22 protein-coding genes and 2 pseudogenes are annotated in these 22,960 nt (G+C 50.7%); 12 read left to right on the top strand and 12 right to left on the bottom strand.

Annotated features, from left to right (window positions below):
* Positions 1-81 precede the first annotated feature (81 nt).
* A complete protein-coding gene (locus H6G21_RS24055) occupies positions 82-972 on the top strand; it encodes a phosphatidate cytidylyltransferase (protein WP_190576903.1) in 891 nt (296 codons plus the stop codon).
* A 125-nt stretch (positions 973-1,097) separates the two neighbouring features.
* On the opposite strand, the gene H6G21_RS24050 is transcribed toward H6G21_RS24055, so the two are convergent.
* The 7 genes and pseudogenes from H6G21_RS24050 to mnmA form a co-directional block, all read right to left on the bottom strand.
* Positions 1,098-1,676: a Uma2 family endonuclease gene (locus H6G21_RS24050; RefSeq protein WP_190576901.1), complete on the bottom strand. Its 579-nt coding sequence runs from the start codon at positions 1,674-1,676 to the stop codon at positions 1,098-1,100.
* 123 nt (positions 1,677-1,799) lie between these two features.
* On the bottom strand, positions 1,800-2,384 hold the full coding sequence (locus H6G21_RS24045) for a Uma2 family endonuclease (RefSeq protein ID WP_347278068.1): 585 nt from the start codon (positions 2,382-2,384) through the stop codon (positions 1,800-1,802).
* Between the two features lie 42 nt (positions 2,385-2,426).
* Positions 2,427-2,765 (bottom strand): annotated as a pseudogene (locus tag H6G21_RS26405) (HepT-like ribonuclease domain-containing protein).
* Positions 2,737-3,069 (bottom strand): nucleotidyltransferase family protein, encoded by a 333-nt coding sequence (locus tag H6G21_RS24035; protein WP_190576899.1) that lies wholly within the window; start codon positions 3,067-3,069, stop codon positions 2,737-2,739. Before H6G21_RS24035 ends, H6G21_RS26405 begins: the two are co-directional and overlap by 29 nt.
* 23 nt (positions 3,070-3,092) lie before the next feature.
* A pseudogene (locus tag H6G21_RS26400) lies at positions 3,093-3,282 on the bottom strand (hypothetical protein).
* Positions 3,283-3,510, bottom strand: coding sequence for an AbrB/MazE/SpoVT family DNA-binding domain-containing protein (locus tag H6G21_RS24030; RefSeq protein ID WP_190576897.1), 228 nt, complete (start codon positions 3,508-3,510; stop codon positions 3,283-3,285). It lies immediately after the preceding pseudogene.
* 156 nt (positions 3,511-3,666) lie between these two features.
* Positions 3,667-4,731 carry a tRNA 2-thiouridine(34) synthase MnmA gene (gene mnmA / locus H6G21_RS24025; protein ID WP_190576895.1) on the bottom strand — a complete coding sequence of 355 codons (1,065 nt, stop codon included), beginning with the start codon at positions 4,729-4,731 and terminating at the stop codon, positions 3,667-3,669.
* Positions 4,732-4,869: 138 nt separating this feature from the next.
* Here mnmA and H6G21_RS24020 point away from each other — a divergent pair, with 138 nt between their 5' ends.
* The 3 genes from H6G21_RS24020 (at position 4,870) to H6G21_RS24010 (ending at position 8,045) form a co-directional block, all read left to right on the top strand.
* Positions 4,870-5,910, top strand: coding sequence for an alcohol dehydrogenase catalytic domain-containing protein (locus H6G21_RS24020; RefSeq protein WP_190576893.1), 1,041 nt, complete (start codon positions 4,870-4,872; stop codon positions 5,908-5,910).
* 132 nt (positions 5,911-6,042) lie between these two features.
* Positions 6,043-6,654, top strand: coding sequence for a hypothetical protein (locus tag H6G21_RS24015; protein WP_190576891.1), 612 nt, complete (start codon positions 6,043-6,045; stop codon positions 6,652-6,654).
* Positions 6,655-6,710: 56 nt separating this feature from the next.
* Positions 6,711-8,045: an FtsW/RodA/SpoVE family cell cycle protein gene (locus tag H6G21_RS24010; RefSeq protein ID WP_190576889.1), complete on the top strand. Its 1,335-nt coding sequence runs from the start codon at positions 6,711-6,713 to the stop codon at positions 8,043-8,045.
* A 58-nt stretch (positions 8,046-8,103) separates the two neighbouring features.
* Here the strand turns inward: H6G21_RS24010 and H6G21_RS24005 are convergent, their stop codons facing one another.
* On the bottom strand, positions 8,104-9,555 hold the full coding sequence (locus tag H6G21_RS24005) for a folate/biopterin family MFS transporter (RefSeq protein WP_199307421.1): 1,452 nt from the start codon (positions 9,553-9,555) through the stop codon (positions 8,104-8,106).
* 362 nt (positions 9,556-9,917) lie between these two features.
* Here H6G21_RS24005 and H6G21_RS24000 point away from each other — a divergent pair, with 362 nt between their 5' ends.
* Positions 9,918-10,097, top strand: a complete 180-nt coding sequence (locus H6G21_RS24000; protein WP_190576885.1) for a chlorophyll a/b-binding protein — start codon at positions 9,918-9,920, stop codon at positions 10,095-10,097.
* Positions 10,098-10,345: 248 nt separating this feature from the next.
* Here the strand turns inward: H6G21_RS24000 and rpoD are convergent, their stop codons facing one another.
* Complete coding sequence (rpoD, locus tag H6G21_RS23995) at positions 10,346-11,479, bottom strand: RNA polymerase sigma factor RpoD (protein ID WP_190576884.1); 1,134 nt, start codon at positions 11,477-11,479, stop codon at positions 10,346-10,348.
* Positions 11,480-12,272: 793 nt separating this feature from the next.
* Entirely contained in the window at positions 12,273-12,659 is a 387-nt protein-coding gene (locus tag H6G21_RS23990) for a hypothetical protein (protein WP_190576882.1), read from the bottom strand.
* A 288-nt stretch (positions 12,660-12,947) separates the two neighbouring features.
* Between H6G21_RS23990 and H6G21_RS23985 the strand changes: the two genes are divergently transcribed.
* Entirely contained in the window at positions 12,948-14,330 is a 1,383-nt protein-coding gene (locus H6G21_RS23985) for a lipid-A-disaccharide synthase (RefSeq protein ID WP_242042034.1), read from the top strand.
* A 131-nt stretch (positions 14,331-14,461) separates the two neighbouring features.
* On the opposite strand, the gene H6G21_RS23980 is transcribed toward H6G21_RS23985, so the two are convergent.
* Positions 14,462-14,857, bottom strand: a complete 396-nt coding sequence (locus H6G21_RS23980; RefSeq protein WP_190576880.1) for a hypothetical protein — start codon at positions 14,855-14,857, stop codon at positions 14,462-14,464.
* Positions 14,858-14,998: 141 nt separating this feature from the next.
* The gene (gene pdxH, locus H6G21_RS23975; protein WP_190576878.1) at positions 14,999-15,640 is read right to left on the bottom strand and encodes a pyridoxamine 5'-phosphate oxidase; all 642 of its coding nucleotides are present in this window, start codon (positions 15,638-15,640) and stop codon (positions 14,999-15,001) included.
* Between the two features lie 185 nt (positions 15,641-15,825).
* Between pdxH and H6G21_RS23970 the strand changes: the two genes are divergently transcribed.
* From H6G21_RS23970 to H6G21_RS23945, 6 genes are all read left to right on the top strand, one after another.
* Complete coding sequence (locus tag H6G21_RS23970; RefSeq protein ID WP_190576876.1) at positions 15,826-16,896, top strand: glucokinase; 1,071 nt, start codon at positions 15,826-15,828, stop codon at positions 16,894-16,896.
* Positions 16,897-17,260: 364 nt separating this feature from the next.
* On the top strand, positions 17,261-18,490 hold the full coding sequence (locus H6G21_RS23965; protein WP_347278067.1) for a F420-0:Gamma-glutamyl ligase: 1,230 nt from the start codon (positions 17,261-17,263) through the stop codon (positions 18,488-18,490).
* A 21-nt stretch (positions 18,491-18,511) separates the two neighbouring features.
* Positions 18,512-19,831 (top strand): GNAT family N-acetyltransferase, encoded by a 1,320-nt coding sequence (locus H6G21_RS23960; RefSeq protein WP_190576874.1) that lies wholly within the window; start codon positions 18,512-18,514, stop codon positions 19,829-19,831.
* Positions 19,832-19,862: 31 nt separating this feature from the next.
* A complete protein-coding gene (gene ruvX / locus H6G21_RS23955) occupies positions 19,863-20,297 on the top strand; it encodes a Holliday junction resolvase RuvX (RefSeq protein ID WP_190576872.1) in 435 nt (144 codons plus the stop codon).
* Positions 20,298-20,415: 118 nt separating this feature from the next.
* Positions 20,416-21,120: a response regulator transcription factor gene (locus H6G21_RS23950; RefSeq protein ID WP_190576871.1), complete on the top strand. Its 705-nt coding sequence runs from the start codon at positions 20,416-20,418 to the stop codon at positions 21,118-21,120.
* A gap of 244 nt (positions 21,121-21,364) precedes the next feature.
* Complete coding sequence (locus H6G21_RS23945) at positions 21,365-22,078, top strand: PHP domain-containing protein (RefSeq protein WP_190576869.1); 714 nt, start codon at positions 21,365-21,367, stop codon at positions 22,076-22,078.
* Positions 22,079-22,960: the final 882 nt, after the last annotated feature.

The following is a 22,960-nucleotide window of genomic DNA, read 5'->3' as shown; positions in this document are numbered from 1 at the left end:
GTGAATGACTCGGTTTTACGGCGGATTCAAGACGGTCTTGTCCTCTCAGCTAATCGGAGTATGAAATGGATCGTTGAGGGAATGGCAGGACTACCTTGGGCGCGCATTGGCAGTAGCTTGGTGGCGATTCCCCTGGCTTTGGTAATGTTGCTGTTGGGGGGCTGGTATTTTACGGCGGGCTTCTGTCTCATTGTATTGCTGGGTCAGTTGGAATATTTTCAGCTTGCCAAGGCTAAGGGGTTGGCACCGGCCATCAAAACCACATTGATTGTCAGCCAAGTGTTACTGGTTTTGTCGAATGTCAATCCGTCGCTGGCAGACGCGCTGTTCCCGATCGCTGGAACCTTCATTTGCTTCTACCTATTGTTCCAAACCAAGATGGCCAGCATTGCAGACATTGCGGCTTCGGTTTTGGGATTGTTCTATGGGGGATATCTGCCCAGTTTTTGGATTCGCTTGCGGGCACTCCAGCAACTTGATTTCAGTAATTTGCCCTTAGATGGCTTCTGGATTACGTCTTGGAAAACCGTGACGATGCAAGGGGTTCCCCAGGGGCTTAGCCACATTGTTCTGGCCTTTTTCTGCATTTGGGCTGCGGATATTGGAGCCTATGTGTTTGGTCGGATCCTGGGTCGGACGCGGCTCTCGGATATCAGTCCTAAGAAAACGGTGGAAGGAGCAGTATTCGGATTTGCAGGTAGCCTAGGCATTGCGATCGTGGGAGCATGGGTGCTGCACTGGCCCTTTTTCGTGGTGTCTGGGGCGTCGTTTGGCTTGCTGATTGCGGTTTCCAGCCTGTTGGGTGACCTGACGGAATCCTTGATGAAGCGGGATGCGGGGGTGAAGGATTCTGGCGCGTTGATTCCCGGCCACGGGGGGATTCTTGATCGCACTGATAGCTATGTATTCACAGCACCGTTAGTCTATTACTTTGTGACGTTGCTCTTACCGTTGCTATGCAATATCGGTTGATAGCTATTTGATGATTCATTGGGAATAAGGGTTTGCGATCGCGACGAATTTTGCTGGATTCATTTCGATCGACTGATTCCTCTCAGGGTCTGAGGATTGGGATTCTATCGTTTACAAATTATTGACTAGGCTTCAAATTCAATGCTTTCGTAGAGATCGGCAATTTGAATTTGGAACTCAAAACTGCTCAAAGGGAGGGTTGCGTTTGGATCGTCGTATTCAGAAAACAACCACTGATGCGGGGCAGTTTTAACATGATGCTCGACGTGGATGCGGTATTGATCAATGAGTAAATATTCCTGGAATGTAGGAATGCTGCGATAGGCAATGAATTTCTCACTACGATCGTAGTTCTGTGTGGATTTAGATAATACCTCCGCAATAAAACAGGGATTGACAACGGTATCTTTTCGTCCGGTTTGGAGTTCGATCGGTTGGGGAACAACCATTACATCCGGGTAGGTGTAGACAGTCACTGAAGGAATCCAAAGCCGTTGATCGGCATAGAATGTTCGGTACTTTTTTCCCTTTAAGGTGGACTTCAATAGGATATACAAATTACCAGCAATATCATTATGGTTGGGTGTTCCACCATTCATAGGAATAATGTCTCCGTTGCGATACTCATTGCGAATGTCAGCTACAATTTCGAGTTCTAAATATTCATCAGTGCTGTAGCGTTTTGTTTCCAGTTGAGCAATCATGTTAGGTTGACCTCCAAGGTTTTAGTGGCTCGTGCATTTCACTGTTTGCCGTCACTTCATCGGTTTCGTTAGCATCGCCTCTCTGAAAGAGAATGGCTCACTCTATGCCTACGTTCAAAATTTTCATGATGATCCAAATTCAATATTTTCATAGAGATCAGCTAACTGTATTTCTAAGGGAATGGACGATAGGGAAATTGATGAATTCATATCGTTATATTCAGTAAAGATCCATTGGTGAGCATCAGTTTTGACGTATTGCTCAACATGAGGAATGTATTGATCAACCAATAGATATTCTTGGAATGTTGGGATAGTGCGATAAGCAGCAAATTTCTCGTCACGATCGTAGTTTTTGGTTGACTTGGAAAGGACTTCAGCAATCATTACAGGGTTTGTAATTGTGTCGGCGCGCCCCTGTTGTCGCTGGATTGGCCGAGGGACAACCACGACATCTGGGTAGGTATAAAGCTGGCGATCGGGAATCCAGAGCCGCTGATCAGCCACAAAAATACTGTAGGGTTGACCTTTTAAGCTCATTCTCAGGGCTGCATTAAGAATACTGGCAATTTCATTATGTTCAGGGGTGCCGCCCGTCATGGGAATGATTTCTCCATTGATATACTCATGGCGTGTGTCTGAACTCACCTCAAAGTCAAGATACTCATCTGGTGTGTAGCTTTTTTTCTCTTCAGCTTGCATCATCATGAGATTTTGCCCCCAAGGTTTCAAATTGCGAATTGATCCAAGCTATTCATTAGGAGGAACTACTTTCTCTAGCTCTAAAATCAAATTTGGTAAACTATTGACAGCAGTATCCCAAATAACATCTAAATCGATTTCGTCGTACTCATGTACCAGCCGATTCCTCATCCCACTGATTGCGGTCTAAGGAATAGTGGTTAAGGTTTGCCGAGTTGTTTCAGAAACCCGTTTTGAGGCTTCACCAATAATCAGAAGTCTGCGGATCATTGCATCTTGAAATTGTAAATCACTTGTTAATTCGTCTTGAGATCGCCCAGCAATGTAGTTCATCACAATTTGAGCAGACTGCAACATATCAAGCAGAGATTGAAGATCGCGTTCCATAAATTACCTGAGCAGAGGAGAGAATTGCGTTGCGACGCAGGTAGTTACGACTTGTCTCAATCCCTTTACGGGTCACCAAATCAACGTCACGCTGAAAGAGTACCTTTAATTCGTCCTCCATGTAAGCTAAGTCGAATAGGGTTGGATGGGCTTCTGGATGAAATTGCACCATCACATCAATATCGCTGTCGGGGCGAAAGTCATCGCGTAGGACGGAACCAAAGAGGGCAAATTCTGTCACTTGCCACCGATCGCAAAACTCAGCAATTTTTTCCATCGGTAGTTCGATCGCCGCAATCGTCATCTCACTTGTTCCTTTACCGTAGTTCACTCCGCCCAGTTTTCTAGAGATAGATTGTCAACACGTGAGAACTCTCGTACATTGTTGCTGACCAACGTAGCACCAAGGCTTAGGGCATGGGCAGCAAATGGCTAGGGTGTTGAATCGTTCCAATACCTTGGGAGGTTTTTGCTTGATCAGATAAATGCAAATGTTGGTATCAAGCAGGTATTGCATCTAAAATGCCTCTCGAATGTCGAGGGGGAGCTGCTCTCTAGCGGTCATAAAATCGTCAGAGAATTGCTCTAAACTGTCAAACAGGGACTGCCAGGGGGCATCTTTAGCAATCAGAACGATCGCACCTCCAACTTTTTTGATGTAAACCTCAGTGCCCGACATTTTGAAGTCTTCGGGGATTATCACAATTTGATGGGTTCCATCGGTGCTAATTTGAGCAGTGTTCATGGTGTAGATCCTCTAGGTAAGTTTGATATCTGAGGCTTCTAGTTGATTGTTGCTCCAAGTCGTTTCCGTCGCTTCATCTGGTGCGATCGCTACACCTGTTTTAGGTGTTTCAATTGTGCTAGGAGTTTTGATTTTGCAGCGTGATATTTAGGTGTTTCAGGGTGACGTTGCAGGCCGTTCGATAATGCCGCCCCCCAGTAACACTTCACCGTCATACCAAACCGCTGCTTGACCGGGGGTAATGCTCAGTTGAGGTTCGCTAAATAAAATCTTGATTCGACCCTCTTCCAACGGCACGATCGTCGCTGGCGAAGGTTTCGATCGATAGCGAATTTGCACTTCCGCTTGGATGGGAGCCGTGGGTTGACCGATCGACACCCAATTGACCCGCTGTACCGTGCATTCCGTCTGGTACGCCTCTTCCTTCGTTCCAACAATGACCCGATTCATCACCGCATCCAAGCCAATCACATAGAGCGGCTCACTGTAGGCAATACCCAAGCCCTTCCGTTGCCCGATCGTATAGTGATGGATGCCACCGTGCTGACCTAACACCTGGCCGGATTGATCAACAATGTCGCCTGTGGTGGAGGTAATGTACTTATCCAAAAATGCCTGCATGGAACCATTCGCTTCCACCAAGCAGAGATCCTGGCTTTCCGGCTTGTCGGCAGTGTGTAATTCAAATTGGTTGGCCAGTTGGCGCGTTTCCGTTTTCTGGATTTCACCCAACGGAAAAATCACATGGGCCAAGACATCCTGGCTTAAATCGTAAAGAAAATAGGTCTGATCTTTATTGCGATCGAAGGCCCGCAGTAATTGCCAGCGTCCCGTCGCCTCATCGTAGCGAGTGCGGGCGTAATGTCCCGTCGCAATCAGGTCAATCCCCAATTCCCGTTGGGCATAATCCAGCATGGGGCTAAACTTCACCGCCTTATTGCAATTGGAGCAAGGCAACGGTGTAATTCCCTGGCGATAGCCCTCCACCAAGTAATTCACAATGTTTTCTTCAAAGTTGTCTCGGCTATCGACGATGTGATGGGGGACGCCCATTTTTTCGCACAGCTTCGCCGCATCCACCATCCCTTCCGAGCAGCACTGCCCCTTGCCCTTCATTAACCAAAGGGTCATGCCTTCCACTTGATATCCTTGATCCTGCAAGAGAGCCGCAGTAGTGGAACTGTCTACCCCACCGGAAAGTCCAACGACAACCTTTTTCATGGCAACTGGTATGGCGCGATCGCCTCAGAATGGCGCTATGCGTAGTATTGACCTATCTAGGCTAGCATTTCCCCCGCGCTAACGGCCCCGAAACCCAGTACGATCGCGGTCACACTTTCGCAGGAGACCCAATCGATCGTGCTAGCGGCTGTACTCTACGGACAGGAAGACCTGAAACTGGAAACCGTTCCCGACCCAGAACCCGCAGCGGGGGAAGTGGTGATTCAAGTCAAGGCGGCGACGACCTGCGGCACTGACCTGAAGGTGTGGCGACGGGGTGGCCATGCCCGTATGCTCAAACCTCCGACTTTGTTTGGCCATGAGGTGGCAGGCACGATCGCCGCAGTGGGGGAGGGCGTGACCCAGTGGCAGGTGGGCGATCGGATCGTGGCCAATAACTCTGCCCCCTGTGGCCAATGTTTTTTCTGTCAGCGGCAGGAATTCTCCCTCTGTCAAAATTTACTATTCAATAACGGCACCTTTGCCGAACGGGTCAAAATTCCCGCGCCGATCGTCGCCCAAAATCTGTTGCCGATTCCTGACGAGTTACCCTTTGCCCTGGCCGCCATGACCGAACCCTTGGCCTGTGTGCTGCATGGCATTGCCCGATCGAATGCCCGTCCCGGCAATCGCATCGTTTTGTTAGGCGATGGGGCGATCGGGTTGCTGTTTGTGGCGGCCTTGGCGGCGGGGTATCGCGTGGGTCAACCTTCGGAAATCATTGTCCTCGGTGGCAGTCCCCAACGGTTGGCGATCGCGGAGCAACTGGGCGCAACCCAAACCTTTCTCCATCGCGAGGTGGCGGATATTCCCGCATTAATCTGGAGTTTGACCGAGGGCTGGGGAGCCGATATTGTCATCGAAGCGACGGGGGTGCCCAGTGCGTGGGAATTGGCGATCGCCTGTGGACGACCCGGATCCACCATCAACCTGTTTGGCGGTTGTCCCAAAAATACAACGATTGCCGTCAATACTGAGCAGTTGCACTATAACGAACTCACCCTCAAAGGCGTTTTCCACAACACCCCGGAATTTGTCCGGGCAGCGCTCCAATTCATCCACAGTGGCATTGCCCCCTTGGAATTATTGATTAGTGACCACCGACCGCTGGATCAGTTGGGCCAAGCCTTGGCCGACATGCGCGATCGCAAAGTTATCAAGGTTGCCATGGAACCGTGAGGCAAAGGTCGGGGGAATGCTAGAGCAGCGTAAATTGTGGAAAATCTTTTGTGTCGATCGAGAGATTCCAAGATATAGTTTTAGCCACCTTTACCAGACTCGATTTAGTACAGGATTTTGAAAGGTCGAATTATGCAGCGCACTGAGCTTCGAATCTCGTTAGCCGCTTTGGTTTTAGCCTTCAGTACAGGGCTGTCTAGCGTCTGGACTCCTTCGGCGATCGCCCTACCGGGACAATCTACTGATGAAGTCGCCACTTGGCTGCGATCGACCCCCAGTCTCAAACCCGGTCCGGGGGAAAAATTAACGGTGCGGCGGAGCAACACGGCCTCCCAGCGCATGATTTTTGAAGCGTCGATGTTTGCACCGGGGAAACTAACCCGCAAGTCTGCTTCGAGTGGGGTGGTGCGCAGTGAATCGCTGCAACTATTTGATATGCTCTACGGCGTCACCAAAGCGCGGCTAGAAGAAGCGCTGCGATCGATCTATGGACTGGAAATTACCCAGGACTACGAGCAGGCCGAAGTCGTTTACAGCTATCCCACAGCCCAGGAAGAACGGAATGCCCTGCGCCAAAATAAGCCGATCGCCGCTGCCCTCCAGGGAGAACTGCGTCGGGGTCGTCGCTTTGCCTACTGGGTTGAGGTGGCGCGTAATCCTAAGGGGTTGAACTACGCCGGAAAAATCGTCGTCTTTCTCAACGAAGATCTCGCTAAAGTAGAGTCCGATATCCAGAGTCGATAGTTATCCAGAATCGGTAGTTATCCAAAATCGGTAGTTATCCAGAATCGGCACTCGCCATGCAACTGCGTTACCTCATTCCCTTTTTTGACACCACGGCCAAGGATTGGGCGATCGAAGCTCGCTTGGCACGATGGCTCACCTTTATTTGGCTGTTGGTGGGATTGATGGTGATGTTTTCCGCTTCCTATCCGGCGGGTGACAATGAGTTTGGCAATGGCTGGTACTACCTCCAACGTCAAGCAATTTTTGCCTTAGTTGGTTTGGTGGGCTTTAACTGGATTATCCATTCCCCCCTGCGCACCCTACTTTCCACGGCTCACTGGGGCTTGTTACTGTTTCTTGGGTTAATTTGGGTCACGGATTTACCGGGCTTTGCGTCTATCGGAGGGGCCGCACGATGGATCCCGATCGGTCCTTTCTTGCTACAACCGTCGGAATTTGTCAAACCCTTTCTGGTCTTGCAAAGTGCCCGGATTTTTGGCCAGTGGGATCGTCTGACTTGGAAAAAACGACTGACTTGGCTGGGGGTGTTTTGCCTGGTGCTGCTGGGCATTCTGATTCAGCCTAACCTCAGTACCACTGCGCTCTGTGGCATGGTGATCTGGTTGATCGCCCTAGCGGCTGGCTTACCTTGGGTTTATTTAGTCAGTACAGCGGTCGGTGGGGTGTTACTGGCAACTTTGAGTATTGCTTTTCGGGAATACCAGCGCAAACGAGTGCTCTCGTTTCTCAACCCCTGGGCGGATCCTACGGGTGATGGTTATCAGTTAACCCAGAGCTTGATGGCGATCGGATCGGGAGGTTGGTTTGGCACCGGCTATGGTCAATCGCACCAAAAGTTAGGTTTTTTGCCGATTCAGTACACTGACTTTATTTTTGCGGTGTTCTCTGAAGAGTTTGGTCTCGTGGGGGGGGTGATGTTGCTGCTCATGCTGGTGGCCTATGCCACACTGGGACTCTATATCGCCCAAAAAGCCCAAAATATTGTGCACCGCTTAGTCGCGATCGGGATTGTTGTGCTGATTGTGGGGCAGTCAATTTTGAATATTGGTGTGGCAACGGGCACACTGCCGACTACGGGCTTACCGTTTCCGCTCTGGAGTTACGGCGGTAGTTCAATGTTGTCCAGCTTTATTTCCGTGGCGCTATTAATCAGGGTCGCGCGGGAGAATACAGAAGCAGAAGTCGTATCGTTCCCAGAAGCGGCAATTCCGCGTCCGACGGTGGTTCCCTTTCCCAAGCCCGTTCGCCCGAATTTTTTCCAATCTTGGCTGAAAAAGTTTCAAATGCGCGGCGATCACACCTCATCTTCGCCCAAAGCATCCCAGAAGCTGACAAACCAGAAGCCAACAAACAAGGCGCGATCGCGCCGACGGCGATCGCGCCCCTAGGGAATTTTGTGAAAAAAGGGATTTCGTGAAAATCAGGGGATTTCGTGAAAATAATTGCTTATTGCTGAGGATTGGTTGCAGTGCTAGCGGGTTTAACCGTTACCCGATCAACCACTCGTTCCGCCATGACATCCGGCAAAAATGGCTGACCCAGATGTTTGGAGGCGGAACTATCGAGTTCGATCGCCACTGGAACTTCTTCATCTCCCGTGGGCAGTTCCGCTGCTGAGGGTAGCCAGCCTAACAGAGGTAGGGGCAGTAAACTCATCAGGTTGGTGATTAAAATCAACAGCCCTAACTGCTCAAAGTTGTGATCGGTGACGTTGAGCCAGCGCATCATGAATGCGCCACCTTGGTAGGAAACAAAGCCAGCCAAATTCACCACAGACATGAGCAACGCAAACAAAGTGGCTTCCACACCGGGGGGACACAAGCGCGCCGCCAGTACCAGGACAGGCATGAAGGCAATTTGACCCATGACGGTCAAGATCAAACTATCGCCCAAGCTGAACCAGCGATCGCTAATCCCCAGTTCCCGATTGAGGTGCGTGACTAAAATCAGCGCCGATAGGCCCAGCACCGACGCAATCACCGTAGACCAGCCAAAAATGACGCGGAAGGAAATTTTCTTCAAAAATCGCTGAAAGATCCAAATGCCCGCGATCGAAGCGAAACTAGTGACCAACCGCACTCGCCCTAAGAATTCCGGCTCAAATCCCAATTCATTGGTGGTGAAGTAGAAAAATGCAGATTCCCCAGTGGGTGTAGCTTGCCAGAGAAACAGAAAGAGGGTGGGCAAGAAAATACTTCTTTGGGAAATGGCTTGCTTCAGTTGCCCAAACTGTTGGGTAATGACAGCCCAGTTTGGCTTTTCATCCAGTGGAGTTTCTGCGATTAACCAGGCGACAGCAGAAACAATCAAGGGAAACGTCGCCGTAATTAAAAAAACGGTCTGGGTACTGAACTGTTGTAGCAAGGATCCACTAAAGTAAGCGGTCAGAAGACCACCGACTGCTGAAGCGCCCCAGCAGAGGGACTGCAAGGAACCCGCTGCGCTTTGGGACTCTGCCCGTGCCCGCTCAACCACCAACGAATCGACAATCACATCGCTCATGGCGATCGACAGCGAGCCCAGGGCGATCGCTAACGTCGCAGACCAGCCACTGTGTACCAAGGTGGCCAGAGAAACCCAAGACGCAACCCCTAAAATACCGGAAAGAATCAGGTAGGGGCGACGACGATATCCCAGAATCGGTAAGCCATCGGAAATAAAACCAAACAGGGGCTTAACCATCCAAGGAATCGAAACGATCCCCAGCAATGAAGAAACTTCCGCAGGGCCTAGTGCTAGCTCATCTTTCAGGAAAAAGCTGACGGCCAGACGAGCCAACCCCAAAATGCCTTGGACAAAATAGACCAATAGGATCGCCAGCAATTCCGGCGATGGCTCATGGCCAAAAAACAACTTTGTCTGCACGGTGCTTTGCACTTTTTGAACGGTGCCTTGCATCGTGTCTTGCATCGTTGCTTTAAACTTCGCAAACCCAGAATCGGAAAAATTCATTGATGATTCTTTATAAACACGATTCTTTACAAATACCGAGCGTCCCTCCATGATAACGGCATCTTCTCGATCAACAGCTAACTGTCCCGTGGAATTGGCTACAAAAGCTTGCTGATTGAGGAATTACACTGGGAATAAGTCAGAGAAACTCACAATTCGATAATTTTGTCAAGAAATTTATCTTGATAAAATTTATATTTAAATTATTAATTGTTAACAATTCATGACTTCTATCGTAATATTGTGGCACATTTCGTAACAATGATTTACATTGGTGTTAACAGCTAGTTCGCCCTGGAGTAATAACTATGCAAGACACTCAAAAGGTCACAACCCCTGTCGTTGAAGATCGGAATGCTTGGAAGTTTGGTTTCACCCCCCAAGCTGAGTTGTGGAATGGTCGGTTGGCAATGATTGGCTTTGTTGCGGCTTTGATTACTGAGTTTGTTTCGGGTCAAGGCATTCTTGAGTTCTTGGGTCTGATGTAAGTTTTTCTGAATCCCGGTCAACCTTAAAAAGCAAGTTTTACGGACTATCTAGCTGATAGTCCGCTTTTTTTCGAGTTTTATCAGGTTTTTGTACTGTTAATCAGTAAAAAAGGCATTCCTTAGGAATGCCTTCTTGCGTTGATTGAGTTAAAGGTCAGTTAAACGCTTGAAACTGAGGAATTGATTCTGGAAAGATTGCTGGCGAAGTTCACAACTTCGATCGCATTTCTTCCTGGAACCGCCCAGAACTAACGAATATATTCTTTAAGGACGCTGTTCCGGTTGGGATGGCGCAGCTTCCGTAGCGCTTTGGCTTCGATCTGACGAATGCGCTCGCGGGTGACATTGAAGATTTGGCCGATTTCCTCCAAGGTCTTCATGCGGCCATCGTCCAAACCATAGCGCAGACGCAGGACATCCTTTTCCCGAGGGCTGAGGGTGGCCAATACGCCTTCCAAATCTTCCCGCAGCAAGTTTTTGGACACTTGATCTTCGGGGGTTTCGCCATCGGATTCAATGAAATCGCCTAAACGGGAATCTTCTTCCTTCCCGATCGGGGTTTCCAGAGAAATGGGCAACTGCGCTGACTTCGCAATAAACCGCAGCTTCTCGATCGTCATTTCCATCCGAGTCGCAATTTCTTCTTCAGTCGGCTTACGACCCATTTCCTGCGACAGGAGCTTCGTCGTTTTCTTGATCCGAGAAATGGTCTCGTACAAGTGCACGGGGAGACGAATCGTACGAGATTGATCCGCGATCGCCCGAGTAATCGCCTGACGGATCCACCAGGTGGCATAGGTGGAGAACTTGTAGCCCTTCTCGTGGTCGAACTTTTCCGCGGCCCGAATCAAGCCAAGGCTCCCTTCCTGGATCAAATCCTGGAAAGACAAGCCACGGTTCATGTACTTCTTGGCAATGGAAACCACCAAACGCAGGTTGGATTGCACCATCTTGTCCTTCGCCCGACGGCCAATGTGGAGGCGACGGCGGAACGCAGGGATGGGCATTTTGACTTCTGCAGCCCACTCTTCTAAGGAGGGTTCCCGCTGCAACTTGTCTTCCAGCTTGAAGTGAGTGCGCTCCAGCTCTAGCAAGTCAGCAATTTTCCGAGCTAGCTCAATTTCCTCGTCAGCGCGCAGCAAACGAATCCGGCCAATTTCCTGAAGGTACAGGCGAATGGAGTCTTCCGTGTAATGCTTCTTCTTAGCCTGGGCGCGACGGCGAGAAGTCCGACCTTTGCCAGCTTTCTCATCCTCTTCGTCTAACGGAAGATCCTCAACATCTTCATCCTCCTCGTCCATCTCGTACAGATCAACATCTGCCTCCATGTCCTCGGCAGCGGTACCAAATTCTAGTTCAAGTACGTCGTTGGCCTGGGTCATGCCGCGTTCCTCATGCTCCTTAAGTCGTAGAGTGATGAAGTTCAAGCATCCTAAAAGAACAGCACCACATCTCAATCGTAATTAACAGCCGAACTGTGTGTCAGGGATCAATGACATGGACCGGAGATAGAAACTTCTAGAAATCAACTCCACTAAAATATCGACTCTACCGTTACGGGAGACGATTTGAGAGTGATACCGAACTATCGCTAAAGTCCCAAAACGCTGACCACAATACAAAACTATTTCATCTAGATTAAGGTGCCGCTATACAGGGTTTATGACTAAATGCTTGGAATCTTTTTCCGATTGTAGCCTTTCTCACCAAAGTTGCACCCTGTTTTCTAAACTCCTATAAAGAGTTTACTAGGATACAAAATGGAAGGCTCTGAGCTTGTCAAAAGGGAGATAACCCATGAATAACAAGCTTTGTGGCGATCGAATCTACCGTAGATTCAACCTCAAAACTCAGTCGTTGATAAATGGTCTCTCCTAAATTAATCGAGAATCTCACCCAAAGGGGGGCTGTGGATTGCTGATCAGATTCAGCCATTTCAGTGAAATTACGCGATTTTTTCAGGAGGGGGCACGATCGTCCTGTGAATTCTAACGATGCGATTCCTTGCAATGATGACAAGCCGCACTTAAAGTTTCGAGTCTTGAAATTTGAGGGAAGTGGTTGGAAATGCAACTTTATCTGAATGTTGTACCTGAATGTTTAGCCTGAACGTCTGGCCTGAACTTCTAGCCTGAACTTCTAGCCTGAACGTTTAGCCTGAATGTAATGGATCTCCTATTTACAGAGTTGGCGAGCGCTGGCAGCACAAAGTACCGACTGAAGAATCTCGTGGCTAACCGGGTTGACCAGAAAGCCGTCAAATCCTGGGTTGTCTTCTTGATAGAGCCAGCTCTGGAGATGGGAATCGGCCAAGGCGAGTAGGGTAATCCGGCTCCTATCGGCGATCGTCCGGAGCCGACGCAATTGGTTAAATGACCACTGTTGGGCACTGCCTTGAATGATGAGTAAACAGGGACGATGCGTACTAGCAACGTTGATCGCTCGGCTGACGGAATGGGTAACAGCCACCGGGCATTCTAAGTGATAGAGCGATCGTTCTATGGAATGGGTATCTGTTGCAGGTGGTGAGAGCAACAGAACGCTATGGTGGTCAGAGGGCATGGTGGTGAGAGGCCATCAGGGGCCATGGTGAGCAGCGATTTACGAAGCAGTGGCGAACGAAGCAATGGTGATAGTCCTAGCTTGATCGCTAATATACCGTGGTGGGGCGATCCCATTTTGGGCGGCTCATAGGGCTGAATGGCTTGCAGTGTAGGGGCTTGCTGGGAATGGATCACAACCCAGTGAATACCAAATTTCTTCTCTTTTGGAGGGGCTTGGCTTCACACTGGATGAAGGGTTGATAAACAGTTGATAAACAACAGATACGGAATTTTAAAGTAGCGACCAATGCAACATCAGATTCGTCCCCATCCCCCAGAGGCTTCTGGCAATGAACCGATCGGCGGCCCTTGGGATATCTTAATTTTGTCCAATGGACCAGGGGAATTAAGTACTTGGGTCAGACCTGTCGTGAAAGCGCTGCGATCGCAATTGGGGCCCGATCGCCAGCAAGTTCGCATTTCTGTTGTCCTCTCCCCCTGTCCCAATGCCAGTGGTCGGGAGGCGGAGATTGCCCAAAGTTATCCTGAGGTCGATCGGGTGCAGGCAGCTGAGCATTTTTTTCCGTTTCTGCTCTGGGGCAAAACGGTGGAGTCTTGGGATTGGCGCGATCGCGGCGTCATTATTTTTCTGGGAGGCGATCAACTCTTCCCGGTTCTGCTGGCTAAACGCTTGGGGTATCGCACGGTCGTCTATGCCGAATGGGAAGTGCGCTGGGTGCAATGGATCGATCGCTTTGCAGTGATGCAGTCTAATGTGATCGAGGCTTTAAAACCCGTCGATCGGCAGAAATGTGTTGTTGTGGGCGATCTGATGAGTGATGTAGAAGCGATCGATCGCCCCATCTGCCCTACGACTCAGCCTATGATTGGACTGTTGCCCGGATCCAAAGCCGCTAAATTGAGTCAAGGGGTTCCCTTGATGTGCGCGATCGCGGAATGGGTCGCGGCAGTTTATCCCCAGGCGCGCTTTGTCCTTCCCATGGCTCCCTCGTTGGATTTAACCACCTTGGCCAAGTATGCTGATCCTACCCAAAACCCTATTGCAGCCCTGGTGGATGGCGTGGGTGCGACGTTAATTCTGCCGCAGGAGGCTGGCTCAGAGGGGATTCCAGCTCAAACGCCTCGGGTAACACCTTATTCAAAACAGGTAACACCTTATTTAAAAACGGAGCAAGGTGTAGAAATTGAACTGTGGACGGACGGAGATGATGGACCCTACACGCCCCACCATGGGCTGCTGCGGCAATGTGATCTCTGCGTGACGACCGTGGGTGCTAATACCGCAGAACTAGGAGCCTTGGGGATTCCGATGATTGTCATGCTGCCCACCAATCAACTGGATGCAATGCGATCGTGGGATGGGATATTAGGGCTCTTGGCAAACTTGCCGGGGGTGGGCACCTTGTTTGCCAAACTGATTAACACGATGGTGCTCAAGCGATTGGGGTTATTGGCTTGGCCGAATATCTGGGCAAAGCGAGAAATTGTGCCGGAAATGGTGGGACATTTGACGCCTCAAATGGTCGCCGATCGCGTTTTGACCTACATCGCTCATCCTGAACAACTACAAGCCATGCGCGAAGCCCTGCGCCAAGTCCGGGGAGAACCGGGCGCTGCCACCAAGGTTGCCCAGATCGTCCAAGAAGAGATGGCCCAGAGCAATCACTAGGTTCCCCCGGTTAAATCCCTAGGTTCCCCGGTTAAACATTGCATCCAGTTCAATTCAACGGACTGCAACGGAATTCAATTCAACGGACTGCGACGGAATCGACCGATGCTGCCGCTGAACAGCTAGACCAGCTAATCGTCATCCCGATCGGCTTTGCCATCTCGCCGCCCCAACTCATACACTCCACACCCGACACAGACCAGCATGGCCACACTGATAGCCCAATTGTGGCCCAGCCCACGCTCGACGCCGTAGTTACACAGGGCCCCCAGAATAAAGAACGGAATAATGCTGAGTAAGGAACCGTAGAAGGTATTTTGGGCTTCTCGGGCAGGGCGGGTGCGTTCGTATTCCTGGGCGGAACTATAGAGCGATCGATCGACGTAGCTCATCCAATTGGAGAGTTGATCCGTCATCCAGCCGGCGACGGGCGAAAATCCCAGATAGAGTGCTAACGACCACAACCCCGTGGCTGCAATGGCATTGGGATCGATCGTGAATAAAAAGGGGCCGAAATCAATGGACATGAATCCTGGGGGCGGGTAGGGTGGGCACTGGCTCGGTGAGAACTGGCTCGGTGAGGACTCACTGGTTAGGCTGGCACTATTGTAACGAGTGTACCAAGTGTAAAGCTTGTACCAAGCGGGCGTAGCAAGACTGGTCTGACTTTAGGGAGCCAGACGATCGATGTGCCAATGGCCTTCTATGTGTTGATAGCGCAGGCGATCGTGGAGACGACTCGATCGCCCTTGCCAAAATTCGATCACTTTAGGTTTCACGCGAAAGCCGCCCCAATGGTCGGGTCGGGGAATTTCACCATCGGGATAGGTGGCTTCTAAGTGAGCGAGTTTCTGTTCTAGGACTGCCCGATCGGGAATGACCGCGCTCTGCTCCGAGGCCCAAGCGCCCAAGCGACTGCCTAGGGGGCGGCTGTGGAAATAGGCATCCGATTCCGATGCATCCACTTTTTCCACCGTTCCCTGAATCCGAACTTGTCGTTCTAGCTCTCGCCAAAGAAAGACGATCGCCGCCTGGGGATTGGCTTGAAGTTCCTGACCTTTGTGGCTGTTGTAATTCGTGAAAAAGACGAATCCCCGCTCATCAAAGCCCTTAAGCAGCACAATACGCGCAGAAGGAATGCCATCGGGAGTGGCAGTGGCGATCGTCATGGCGTTAGGTTCCGGCAACTGGGCTGCGAGAGCCTGATCAAACCAAGTGCGAAATTGCTCAAAGGGGTTCGGGCTCACATCAGTTTCATTGAGCGCTTGGAGTGTGTAGTCTTTACGAAGATCAGAAATTGCGCGATCCATAGAAGGTTGATGTCTTTGAGCAAGGCTGGAAGTTAAGATTTTACGGCAGTTTGAGGTGGGCCGGAAGAGGGCCACAGTGGCTGATGGAGTTCTCGAATCACTGACAAGGATTTGGCTGAGACGATGGTTCATCCTTAGGACGGACTTCAGTACAATGGCGATGCGATTCATTAGGCATCTTTTCCATGACTCTCCTGTTGGCTGGCGATATTGGCGGAACAAAAACCATTCTGCGACTGGTGGATTTGGTCTCCGATGCAGACTGGAAAACCGTTTATGAAATGCGCTATCTCAGTGGAGAATATCCCGACCTCGTGCCCATGGTGACGGCATTTTTAGACAGGGCGCAAGCAGAGGTAGGGAAACCAGAGGCGGGGAAACCAGAGGCGGGGAACTCTTTATCTCCAGCAAAAGCCTGTTTTGCGATCGCGGGGCCTGTGGTCAACAACACCTCTAAACTGACGAATCTGGGCTGGTTATTGGCAGCCGATCGCCTCTCTGAGGAACTGAAGATTCCCAAGGTGTCGCTGATTAATGACTTTGCCGCCGTCGGGTATGGCGTGTTGGGGCTCCAGGATCAGGACTTGTGCACTTTGCAGGTGGGGGAATCGGAAAGTACAGCGCCGATCGCGGTGATTGGGGCCGGGACGGGCTTAGGACAAGGGTTTCTAATTCATAGCGCCACGGGATATCAGGTCTTTAGCTCGGAAGGCGGCCATGTGGATTTTGCGCCACGGAGTGAGATCGAATATCAACTATCGCGCTATCTATTAGACAAGTTCAATATCGATCGCCTGTCCGTGGAGCGGGTGGTGTCAGGCCAAGGCATCGTGTCGATCTATCAATTTCTGCGCGATCGTAACTATGCCACCGAAACGCCGGAAATAGCTGCAGCCATTCGTCAGTGGGAAGCAGAAGCAGGGCAGTCTGAAAAAACAGTGGATCCCGGCAGCATCATTGGGGCTGCTGCCCTAGCAGGTAGCGATCGATTATGTCAGCAAGCCTTGCAACTGTTTGTGGAAGCCTACGGTTCCGAGGCAGGCAATTTAGCGTTGAAACTGTTGCCCTATGGCGGCTTGTACATTGCCGGGGGGATTGCTGCAAAAATCTTACCCCTGATGCAGTCTGGCCCATTTCTGCAAGCGTTTGCCCACAAAGGGCGCATGAGTCCATTACTGGAGAGAATTCCGGTGCATGTGGTACTCAATCCCCAGGTGGGTTTGATTGGCGCGGCTTTGTGTGCAGCGCGGCTGTAGGAATTTTGGCCTGTTTGCCGATCGGGGTGATTCTTAAACGCACGTCAGGTCAACGTAAGTTCGATGAATTTGTGGTGAGGCGCGATCGTCGGGGCTGCTCCGCAGCAAAGATCGGGGAACTTCTCCCCGCCCCCCTGCCATGTCAGGGGACTCTACTCCCCCGACACCCCCCGAAAGTGAATTCTGCGTCCAAGCACAGGAGATTTGTAAGGGACACTTTCGTTGGTCGAACGCACGTCAGGTCAGAAAGCAAGGTCAGTCTAGAAAGCGATGTAAGTAAAGCCATCGTTTTAAGGCATAATCTTCAGGCATTGCATTGATTTAATTGCATTTATCCAAGTGTATTGGGCAGGTTGAGGGAATTGTGATTCTCAAGCTTCTTCTGGCGGTTCTAGGGATTTTTGGGTTGGCCGCGATCGGACTGGACTTACAATATCGGCGACGGGCTGGCAATCGCCTAGAGTTAACGGCAGGGAAGTGGGGGCTAGAGGTCGCAGAGGCCGATCGAATTCTTTTGATTGGGGATCTAGAGTTCGTCAACCAAACCCAACGACTCGATGTGATGGTGCCGGAAATTTGGGCCGAAGCAACGCTCCTGTCTAAAGATCCCGTCGAGCAGCATCAGGTCAAAACACGAATTATTTCTCGATTCCCCGATATTGATCCCCGTGATGATGGCTACTGGGAAAGCGACATCGTTGAGGTTGGCAAACGGGAGCCGATCGAAGTGCAAGTGGAAATCAGTGGCGAGAATTTAGCCAGCTTGCAATCCGTTTGGGTTAAGGTGCATTTTGTGACCTACGGCCCCGGAGGACGCATCCCGCGCACCAAGCATATTGTGGTGCCCCTGAAATTTCCCGATGCCACCGGGTCTAAGCAATGGCGATCGGCGGACAATGCCGAACTGCTACCCGTCAAAACCCACCTGCTCAGTAGCTTGGATGATCCGATTGAGGTGGTTAAGCGCTACGTGGTTCCCCATGCTCAACCAGGAGATGTCGTGACCTTGGGCGAATCCCCTGTTGCCATCATGCAGGGGCGCTACCGTCACTACACTGAAATCCAACCGGGTTGGTTGGCCAAACGCCTGTGCTACATGTTCGATCGGACATCCAGCTTGGCAACGGCCTGTGGACTACAAACCTTGATTGATATTGCCGGAGCCCCCCGCGTCTTTTTTGCCTTCGTGGTCAGCATTCCGTTCAAACTGTTGCCCCGATCGATTTCCAAACCGCTCCAGGTTGATGGAATGTTCTACCGTTTAGCCGGAGAACAGGCCAATCTGATTGATGATGTAACTGGTACAATTCCGCCCTACGATAAATTTGTCGTCCTTGGCCCCGCCGATCCGCAGGGTCTGTGCGATCGCATTCAACGGGAAACCGGGCTTTCCGCTGCGGTGGTAGACGTGAATGATTTACGAAGGGTTAAGATATTAGCATCGACTTCGGACGTATCTGAAAAATTTCTCACTCAGGCTTTGATTACCAATCCGGCAGGCAATGCCAATGAGCAAACCCCCTTGGTTCTGATCCGTCCGACTGCCGCGACTACAACAGGTCTTGCTGTGCCAGCACCCAATCCCTCACCCTAAGGAACTAGGACGGCTTCTCCCATGATGCGAGCTTTTCGGCAGACGACAAACCTGTCCATTCGTCCCCTGCACTACCGTGACGTGGATACCGTCGATCGGTTGATGCAGGAACACGACGAGATGGATTCTGCTGCATCCATGGTGCGGGAGCAAGCGATTTCCTTGAGTCGCTGGTATGGTTTACTCAAGTTTCTCAGTTGGTTTCCCAATCCGCTGCGCCATGCACTCTCTGCCTATGTAGCAGAGGTGGAACAACGGGTCAAAGGCGTGATTAAAGTGTCGCCCTTCAACCATGCAGGAACCACTTGGCGAGTCGATCGGGTGGCAATGGAGTCCACGATCGTCCAGTCCAGCGATCGTGCGGCCTCTGACACCGTTCCCAAAAGTAGTGCTGTGGAGGAGGGAACCCCTGCTGTCTCCACCAATGCGGTACTGACCCGGAATGAAGTGGGTTCCCTGCTGCTGCGCTATTGCTTTGAGACAATTCTGCAAGCGCGGACTTGGATTTTAGAATTGGATGTCAATGATGAATCCGGGCTAAGTCTCTATCGTCACAATGGCTTTCAGCCCGTCGCCCAGGTGACCTATTGGCAAATTTCCGCTGAGCAACTTCAAGAATTGGCAGACCGAGAACCGGACTTGCCTAACCTTTTGCCAGTGAGCAATGCCGATGCCCATTTGCTCTACCAGCTAGACAATATGGCGATGCCACCGTTGGTACGCCAGGTGTTTGATCGCCATCCCCAGGATTTTAAAACGAGCCTGCTGGGTTCAGTAGTGCGCTTGGTTCAGCAATGGGTGACCAATACCGAAGCAGTGAGCGGCTATGTCTTTGAACCCCAGCGTAAGGTTGCGATCGCCTACTTCCAACTGCAACTCTGCCGCGATGGCTCCCGTCCTCACACGGCACAGCTAACGGTGCATCCGGCCTATACTTGGCTCTACCCCGAAGTCATGGCTCAAATGGCGCGGATTGTCCAAGAGGTGCCCTCGCAAAGCCTAGAGATTCTATCGGCGGATTACCACCCGGAACGCGAAGCCTACTTAGAACGCATTGGTGCGGAGCGGATTGCCCACACCTTGCTCATGTCCCGATCGGTCTGGCATAAACTCCGGGAAACTCGTCAGGCCCCAGCGCTGGAAGGACTGCAACTGGCGGATGTCATTCCGGGGTTACAACCCGTTCGTAAACCGGTTCCTGGACGCATCACGATCGAATCGAAGCGCCCCAACCATTGGTCCGTCAAGGAACATCGTTCTGCCAAAGACGCTTCCACAACCGCTGAGAGTCAAACCCAAGACTTTTTCCCGCCCCATGATCACGGCGATCCCTGCTGCTAGGGCGAGGTGAGGGCCAGTGGGAACAGAGAATGTGGAGAGACTGTCTGCCCTCGCGTTGGATGTGGGGAAAAAGCGGATTGGGGTTGCAGGCTGTGATGGCTTGGGACTGGGTGCAACGGGGTTAATGACGATCGAGCGGAAGTCCTTTGACTATGTGGTCAGCGTTTTGCAACCTCTGGTGCAGGAGCGATCGGTGCAAGTCTTAGTCATTGGCCTCCCCTACCAAATGGATGGCACGATCGGGGCTCAGGCTAAGCAAACCCAAAAATTTGCCAAGGCTCTCTCCAAAGCGCTGAATCTCCCGATTGAATGGGTGGATGAACGCTTGACTAGTTTTGCGGCGGAACAACTGCTGCAAGCGGAAAATATCCAGCCCTCTCGCAACAAGGGATTGATCGATCGTAAAGCGGCTGCACTGATCCTCCAGGATTGGTTAGAGGCTCGTCGCCGTGAGTCCAGCGGATAGATCGGCGTTAGGTCGTTTGATGGGAGTCCGATAGACAGTAAAATCATCAACCGCTGAGAACTCAAGTACATTGCTGAGAACTCAAGTACATTAAGTAGAAAGAGATAGGGAGAGGATTATGGCAGAGCAACTTCTATTGGTAGACGACGAGCCTGGTCTACGGGAGGCCGTTCAAGCCTACCTAGAAGACAGTGGCTTTACGGTGCATACGGCAACCAACGGCGATGAAGGATGGGACGTAGCCCAGCGCATTCTGCCGGATTTGGTCATTAGTGATGTCATGATGCCCCAGGTGGATGGCTACCAATTGCTAAAACGGCTACGGGAGGATCCTCGCTTCCAATCCCTGCCCGTGATTTTCCTGACGGCGCGGGGCATGACCAACGATCGCATCCAGGGCTACGATGCCGGGTGTGATGCGTATCTGCCAAAACCCTTTGACCCCGATGAACTCGTGGCGATCGTCAAAAATATTCTGTCCCGTCAAAAAGCGGCTCAAGCGGGGTCAGGTGATATTGAAAACCCCGATGTCGCAGAATTGGCTCGTCAAATCAAGGAAATCAAAGCCCTGCTGACCCAGAAAGGCACCTTGCAGACGACCGCTGCCCCGATTCATATTGATTTCACGCCTCGGGAACAGAGCGTTCTGGAATTGGTGGTGGATGGGTTGATGAATAAGGAAATTGCCCGTCGCTTAGATACCAGTGTGCGGAACGTGGAGAAATATGTCAGTCGGTTGTTTACGAAAACAGGCACCAATAGCCGTACAGAACTTGTTCGGTTCGCGCTAGAGCATGGATTAGTGAAACCGAAGGGAAACTAAATCTCCACTCATTTCTTGCATGGAAGAGCAAGCCGCTCATCGTTGTGTTTCCAGCCAGTTTTCATTCAAATAGTCAGTCTCTCAGTGCATTTACGAGTTCTTTCCCTGGATAAATGCACTGATAGCGAAAACGAAATACAACTATAGAAAAGCAAAAATTCCCCTTTCCCACACTTGTGAACGCGTAGACTAAAGTAAAGTTAGGTAACGTTGTTACGCCAAACACACCATTTTGAGGCACTCCATGGCGGTTGTTCTTCCGCAGACTGCAACGAGCGAGAAGCCGGCAGCACAGGATCTGGCAGCTCTTCGTCGAGTCTTCGCTTCAGTTAACGCTGATAGTTGTCCCTATACCTACAATTTCCACATGCACACAACCCACTCCGATGGGCAACTTCGGCCAGATATTTTGGCTGAACAAGCTCTGGAGATTGGGTTATCTGGTTTTGCCATTACCGATCACCATCAGATTTCTGGCTTCTATGCGGCTAAGCACTTTTTTGAAGAGTGGCAGCAGCAACCCAATAATCTGGGTAAACCCGTTCCCCACCTCTGGACGGGTACCGAAATCACCTCCCGCTTACTGGATGTGGAAGTTCATATCTTGGGCTATGCCTTCGATCCCTTCCATCCCGCGATCGCGGAATATTTAACGGGCACGGCCCCTCGGGGGGATGAAGCGGAGGCCCACCAGGTGATTTCAGCCATTCACCAGGGGGGAGGAGTAGCGGTGTTGGCTCACCCAGCTCGCTATCGCCGTTCCCATGAGGATTTGATTCTGGCAGCGGTCAAAGTGGGAATTGACGGGGTGGAAACCTACTATGCCTATGGCAACCCCAAGCCCTGGAGACCTAGTCCTGAAGAATCCCAGCAAGTGCGCAGTTTGAGTCAGCAATACCATCTTTTAAATACCTGTGGGACTGATTCCCACGGGGTGAACTTGTTGCAACGGGTTTAACTTGGGTTGTAACTTGTTTTTTTGGTTTTTTTTGGTTTTTGTTTTTTTTGGGGTTTAACGTTTGAGTTTTTTGGAGCGTCATAGAGTCCCGCGCTATATGGTCAGCAGCAGCGGGATACCACAACTTTTCTCCAATGGATCGCATCTCCGGTATACTTGCCTCTCTGAAATACTTGTCTCTCTGAAATACATAAACCTCTCTAGGACATAGAGCTTCGCTCCGCCAGAGTCGTCTGAGAGGGCATAACTTTTGGGACAGGACTTTTGAGAAATGATTTTTGAGCTGGGTAATATTGTCCAAAAAAAAGCAAGGAACATCGGAGTCCTTGCTTTTGTTATTTGAGAGTTCCACGCAGACATGTTGCAGAAGAGAAGTGATCCCTGGGAATCGGCTTTCCTACCAGAGATCCCACTAGTCGTATTTCTGTTAGAACGATGCAACCGTCCACAACATACCCACACTTGCCAGCGCCAACAAAACGCCTAATCCGATCGACTGACCCAGGTGCTTGCGGGGAGATTGCATAGTTGTCGTCCTTAATCTGGATAGGTTTAATTATGAGAAGTTATCAGATTTTTGAGGGGATCATGGAAGTTCGCAATCAATATTTAGGGGCTTGAAAAGAAAGTTTAATCAGTGATGTAAAAGTTCATGAAACGCTTGATTTCTTAACTGAGTTAAAGACTGGTTAACTGGGCTAGATAATGTGGAGTAAAAACTTTTGGGCTAAAAACTTTTGGACTAAAAACTTAGGTCTGGAGTTTGGACTAAAGGATTAGAAGCAGAGGAAAATTGCCCAACCTGCTAAAGTGGCTGAGTTCTGTGAGAGACGGTGCCAAAATCAGGACATTATGCCGCAGGCTCCGTCCTCGATTTCGGTA

Source organism: Alkalinema sp. FACHB-956 (genome assembly GCF_014697025.1).
Taxonomy (GTDB): Bacteria; Cyanobacteriota; Cyanobacteriia; order Leptolyngbyales; family Leptolyngbyaceae; genus Alkalinema.
This window is presented reverse-complemented; position numbering and strand designations above follow the sequence as displayed.